Below are 5554 nucleotides of genomic sequence, written 5' to 3'. Positions count from 1 at the left end.
AGCCTGCTCGCGATAGCTTTATACCAGTCAACGTTGCGCTGACTGACACTCCGCTATCGCGAGCAGGCTCACTCCTACATGGGTTTTGTGTACAGCGGGTATTCGGTTTGCGAATGCCGATAGTGTTTCTGCACATTGCAGATTATGGTGCTGGCACTCTGTACCTATCTTGGAGATTGCCCATGAGCGAAGCCCACGCCGCGTTGATCACCCGCTTCTACCAGGCCTTCCAGCGCCTGGACGCCGAAGCCATGGCCGCCTGCTACACCGACGATGTAGTGTTCAGCGACCCGGCCTTCGGCGAACTGCGTGGCCGCGATGCCGGCGACATGTGGCGCATGCTCACCACCCGCGCCAAAGACTTCTCGCTGACCTTCGACAACGTTCGTGCCGATGAACGCAGCGGCGGTGCACATTGGGTCGCAACCTACCTGTTCAGCCAGACCGGCAACGTCGTGGTCAACGATATCCAGGCCCGCTTCGTGTTCCGTGACGGCAAGATCTGCGAGCACCACGATCATTTTGATCTGTGGCGCTGGTCGCGTCAGGCGCTCGGTTTCAAAGGCCTGCTACTGGGCTGGACGCCGCTGGTGCGCAACGCCGTGCGCGCCCAGGCATTGAAGGGACTGAAGGCATTTCAGGCCGGTCGCTGATAAGATCGCCGCCTGTTTCCTACACGTCTAGATCCCGAAGTGACCAGCCTTAGCGAAAAATCTGTCGATGTCGCCGAACCGGTGAGCAAATCCTGGTTCGTCTACCTCGTTCGCGCCGCCAATGGTTCGTTGTACTGCGGGATCAGTGATGACCCGGTGCGCCGTTTCGCCAAGCATCAAAGCGGCAAAGGTGCACGGTTCTTCCTCTCCAGCCCGGCGATGGCGCTGGTCTACACCGAGCTGTGCCGCGACAAGAGCGATGCGTTGCGTCAGGAACGCTTGATCAAAAAGCTCAAGAAAAGCGCAAAGGAATGCCTAGTTGCGTCTTATCAATCTGACTGATTGGTTCCCATCAGGCAGATCTGTAGGCTGCTAAGCAAATGCGCGCTAAGCTGCTGGCTCACTATCTGAGCGGCGGAGCCGAGCATGTCCGAGTTGATTCTGCACCACTACCCGACCTCCCCATTTGCCGAGAAGGCCCGCCTGCTGTTGGGTTTCAAAGGCTTGTCGTGGCGCTCGGTGCATATTTCGCCGGTGATGCCGAAACCGGATCTGACCGCGCTGACTGGCGGCTACCGCAAGACACCGGTGTTGCAGATTGGCGCTGACATCTATTGCGACACATCGTTAATCGCGCGGCGCCTGGAGCAGGAAAAGGCTTTGCCGGCGTTCTTCCCTGAAGGTCAGGAGTTCACCTCCGCGAGTTTTGCCACTTGGGCTGATTCGGTGGTGTTCCAGCATGCCGTGAGTCTGGTGTTCCAGCCGGAATCGGTTGCCGTGCGTTTCGCCAAGCTGCCACCGGAAGCGATAAAAGCGTTTATCGCCGACCGTGCCGGTCTGTTCAGTGGTGGCAGCGCCACGCGTTTGTCTGCCGAACAAGCCAAGCATCAATGGCCGACGATCATGGCCCGCCTTGAGCAGCAGTTGCAGCGCGAGCAGGGTGACTTCCTGTTTGGCGAGCCGTCGATTGCCGACTTCGCATTGGCGCATCCGCTGTGGTTCCTCAAGGCCACTCACGTCACTGCACCGCTGGTGGATGAGTATCCGGCGGTTTCGGCATGGCTGAGTCGAGTGTTGGGCTTCGGTCATGGCGCGGCGAGTGCGATGACCTCCGAAGAGGCGCTTGAGGTTGCACGCAACGCGACGCCGGCGGCTTTGCCTGGCGAGCAGTTTGTAGATCCGAACGGTTTCAAGGCTGGTCAGCAAGTGGCGATTGCCGCGACGGATTACGGGGTTGATCCGGTGGTGGGTGAGTTGCTGTTTGCCGGCAGCGAAGAGCTGATCATTCGTCGTGAAGACGAGCGTGGCGGTGTGGTGCATGTGCACTTCCCGCGCTTTGGTTTTCGTATCGAAGCCCGCTGATCTCTCAAGTCTGTAGCAAAACTTTGTAGGAGTGAGCCTGCTCGCGATAGCGGTGTGTCAATTGGCGGATTTATCGACTGACACACCGCTATCGCGAGCAGGCTCACTCCTACAGGTTATTTCAGTGCGGCGAGGATTTCGTCCGGGTCAAACCCGCGAATCAATGTGCCGTTCACATCGATCAACGGAATCCCGCGTCCACCCAATGCCTCATACGCCTTGCGCGCCTCGGCATCCTTCTCGATATCGAACTCCTTGAACGCAATCCCCTTGCTGTCGAGAAAGCGTTTGGTCTGCTTGCAGTAGCCGCACCAGTCAGTGGCGTAGAGCACGACATTGGCCTGCGCCCGTGTCCGCTCCGAGACCATTTGTGACGGGTTGAACACCCGCTCGATCTTGCCCCAGTTCTGATAAACCACGACCACCAGCAGAACCAGTGCAAGCTTCTTCAGCACATTGCCGAGCATCAGTTACGCCGCTTCAACTGATCGGTGAGCGACGTTGGCAGGCCTTTGATCACCAGGGTGCCAGCCTCTTCGTCGTATTCGATCTTCGAACCCAGCAGGTGCGCTTCAAAGCTGATCGACAGGCCTTCGGCGCGGCCGGTGAAGCGGCGGAATTGATTCAGGGTGCGTTTGTCCGCCGGAATTTCAGGCGACAGGCCGTAGTCCTTGTTGCGGATGTGATCGTAGAAGGCTTTCGGGCGTTCTTCGTCGATCAGCTCGGACAACTCTTCCAGACCCATCGGTTCGCCGAGTTTGGCCTGGCTGCTGGCGTAATCGACCAGGGTCTTGGTCTTCTCGCGAGCGGATTCTTCCGGCAGGTCTTCGCTCTCGACGAAGTCGCTGAAAGCCTTGAGCAGAGTCCGGGTCTCGCCCGGGCCGTCGACGCCTTCCTGGCAGCCGATAAAGTCGCGGAAGTATTCCGAAACCTTTTTGCCGTTCTTGCCCTTGATGAACGAGATGTATTGCTTGGACTGCTTGTTGTTCTGCCATTCAGAGACGTTGATCCGCGCCGCCAGGTGCAACTGACCTAGGTCGAGGTGGCGCGACGGGGTCACGTCCAGTTCATCGGTCACTGCCACGCCTTCGCTGTGGTGCAGCAGGGCGATGGCCAGGTAATCGGTCATGCCTTGCTGATAGTGGGCGAACAGCACGTGTCCGCCGACCGACAGATTCGACTCTTCCATCAGTTTTTGCAGGTGTTCGACCGCGACTTTGCTGAACGCAGTGAAGTCCTTGCCGCCCTCCATGTATTCTTTCAGCCAGCCGCTGAAGGGGAACGCGCCGGACTCCGGATGGAACAGGCCCCAGGCTTTGCCCTGTTTGGCGTTGTAGCTCTCGTTGAGGTCGGCGAGCATGTTTTCGATGGCTGCAGACTCGGCCAGTTCCGTGTCACGGGCGTGCAGAACTGCGGGTGTGCCGTCGGGTTTTTTGTCGATCAGGTGGACGATGCAATGACGGATCGGCATGGGCTTCTCGGCTGTTGGAAGGGAGGAGGGCAGGCTCCCCCGAAAAAGCGCCCAGTGTACCGCAACCACTGGTTTTGGCGCGGGTTGTAGGGCAAAACCGGGGCGCGCTCTGGCGCTTATGCAGTTTTTTACCGATTTAGCGCAATAAAGCTGACCAAATGGGTAGCTAGAGGCGGATATTTCCCCGGCTCTGTGCTAGTTTTGCCCGGTCTTACGCGAAGTCACTGCGTTAAGCGTGCAATCAGCATTTGTCAGGTCGAACCAAACCCTGATTTCGGTATCTATAACCCGACTCGTCGTGGTTATCGCCGAGGGTGCCAGATCCAGAAGATCGGGCTCGATGGCTGACACTGCACTCTGCAATCCATATGAATTTGATAGGGAAGGAACACTACATGGCTCTTACTAAAGACCAACTGATCGCCGACATCGCTGAAGCTATCGACGCGCCGAAAACCACCGCGCGTAACGCTCTGGACCAACTGGGCCAAATCGTTGCCGATCAGCTGGAAAACGGCGGCGAAATCACCTTGCCAGGTATCGGCAAGCTGAAAGTGACCGAGCGTCCTGCCCGCACTGGCCGTAACCCTTCGACTGGCGCTGCCATCGAAATCCCTGCGAAGAAAGTGATCAAGCTGGTTGTGGCCAAAGGCCTGACCGACGCAGTGAACAAGTAAGACGCAGCGATAAAAAAACCGTGCACCGGAGCGATCCGGGCACGGTTTTTTTGTGTCTGCGATTTGGCGAGGAATGACACCGCCTTGTAGGAGCTGTCGAGTGAAACGAGGCTGCGATCTTTTGATCTTGTTCTTCAGGATCAAGATCAAAGGATCGCAGCGTGCCGCAGCTCCTACAGGGGCATCTGCGCAGCTATCAGCGAACCCAGCGCTCGCGGCGCCAGATCTGCTGCTCGGACTTGGTCTGGAACGTCCAGGCGACGAAACGGCTCTGCTTCTGGCCCTGAGACATCTCCACGACCTGGCTTTCCAGCACTCCGGCCTTCTTCAGCGCGGTTTCAATGGCCGGCAGGTTCGACGCTTTCGACACCAAGGTGCTGAACCACAGCACTTTATGCTGGAAATTCGCGCTCTCGGCGATCAATTGCGTCACGAAGCGCGCTTCACCGCCCTCGCACCACAGCTCGGCCGATTGGCCACCGAAGTTCAGCACCGGTAGTTTGCGCTTCGGGTCGGCCTTGCCCAGTGCACGCCATTTGCGCTCGCTGCCCTTGGTCGCTTCATCCATCGAGGCGTGGAACGGCGGGTTGCACATGGTCAGGTCGAAGCGCTCGCCCGGCTCCAGCAAGCCGATCAGGATGTGCTTGCGGTTTTCCTGCTGACGCAGCTGGATAACCTTGCTCAGATCGTTGGACTGGACGATGGCTTTGGCTGCGGCCACGGCGGTCGGATCGATCTCCGAACCGAGGAAGTGCCAGCGGTATTCGCTGTTACCGATCAGCGGATACACGCAGTTGGCACCCATGCCGATGTCCAGCACGTTGACGATCGCACCGCGCGGGACCTTGCCGTCGTTCATGCTGGCCAGCAAATCCGCAAGGAAGTGCACGTAATCGGCACGGCCCGGAACCGGTGGGCAGAGGTAATCTGCCGGGATGTCCCAATGCTGGATGCCATAGAACGACTTGAGCAGCGCCCGGTTGAACACGCGCACCGCATCGGGGCTGGCAAAGTCGATGCTTTCCTTGCCGTACGGGTTGGTGATCACGAACTTCGCCAGTTCCGGCGTGGTCTTGATCAGCGCCGGGAAGTCGTAACGACCCTGATGGCGATTGCGCGGGTGCAGGCTGGCCTTTTCACGCGGCTCGACGGTCTTGGCCGGGGTCGCGGAGTCAGGCTTCTTGCGCGCAGGTTTGGGTGTGCGGGGGGCGTTCATGGGCGTGGTCGATTCGGGTATGGCTGAAAGTGGCGGGTATTGTCCCACATTGATGAGCCATGCGCCGAACCTGTGACCCATGACCTTGGACTTGGGGATTTTGATTTATGTAGGAGCTGCCGAAGGCTGCGATCTTTTGATCTTGACCCTGAAAAACAAGATCAAAAGATCGCAG

General features: G+C 58.5%; 7 protein-coding genes. 4 read left to right on the top strand and 3 right to left on the bottom strand.

Annotated features, from left to right (window positions below; all coding sequences use genetic code 11):
- Nucleotides 1-182 precede the first annotated feature (182 nt).
- The 3 genes from PMI23_RS27655 (at nt 183) to PMI23_RS27645 (ending at nt 2015) form a co-directional block, all read left to right on the top strand.
- The gene (locus PMI23_RS27655) at nt 183-653 is read left to right on the top strand and encodes a nuclear transport factor 2 family protein (RefSeq protein WP_007909058.1); all 471 of its coding nucleotides are present in this window, start codon (nt 183-185) and stop codon (nt 651-653) included.
- Nucleotides 654-692: 39 nt separating this feature from the next.
- Nucleotides 693-995 (top strand): GIY-YIG nuclease family protein, encoded by a 303-nt coding sequence (locus tag PMI23_RS27650; protein ID WP_007909056.1) that lies wholly within the window; start codon nt 693-695, stop codon nt 993-995.
- 84 nt (nt 996-1079) lie between these two features.
- Nucleotides 1080-2015 (top strand): glutathione S-transferase family protein, encoded by a 936-nt coding sequence (locus tag PMI23_RS27645; RefSeq protein WP_007909055.1) that lies wholly within the window; start codon nt 1080-1082, stop codon nt 2013-2015.
- 116 nt (nt 2016-2131) lie between these two features.
- On the opposite strand, the gene PMI23_RS27640 is transcribed toward PMI23_RS27645, so the two are convergent.
- Both PMI23_RS27640 and yejK read right to left on the bottom strand, forming a co-directional pair.
- On the bottom strand, nt 2132-2482 hold the full coding sequence (locus PMI23_RS27640) for a glutaredoxin family protein (protein ID WP_007909054.1): 351 nt from the start codon (nt 2480-2482) through the stop codon (nt 2132-2134).
- Entirely contained in the window at nt 2482-3486 is a 1005-nt protein-coding gene (gene yejK, locus PMI23_RS27635; protein WP_007909053.1) for a nucleoid-associated protein YejK, read from the bottom strand. The genes PMI23_RS27640 and yejK overlap by 1 nt, the downstream gene beginning before the upstream one ends.
- Before the next feature lie 395 nt (nt 3487-3881).
- Between yejK and PMI23_RS27630 the strand changes: the two genes are divergently transcribed.
- Nucleotides 3882-4163: an HU family DNA-binding protein gene (locus PMI23_RS27630; protein ID WP_003221909.1), complete on the top strand. Its 282-nt coding sequence runs from the start codon at nt 3882-3884 to the stop codon at nt 4161-4163.
- Between the two features lie 196 nt (nt 4164-4359).
- Here the strand turns inward: PMI23_RS27630 and rlmF are convergent, their stop codons facing one another.
- A complete protein-coding gene (gene rlmF, locus PMI23_RS27625; protein ID WP_007909052.1) occupies nt 4360-5379 on the bottom strand; it encodes a 23S rRNA (adenine(1618)-N(6))-methyltransferase RlmF in 1020 nt (339 codons plus the stop codon).
- Between the last annotated feature and the right edge of the window lie 175 nt (nt 5380-5554).

Source organism: Pseudomonas sp. GM24 (assembly GCF_000282235.1).
GTDB lineage: Bacteria > Pseudomonadota > Gammaproteobacteria > Pseudomonadales > Pseudomonadaceae > Aquipseudomonas.
The sequence above is the reverse complement of the archived record's forward strand: the minus strand, read 5'-3'. Positions and strand labels throughout refer to the sequence as shown.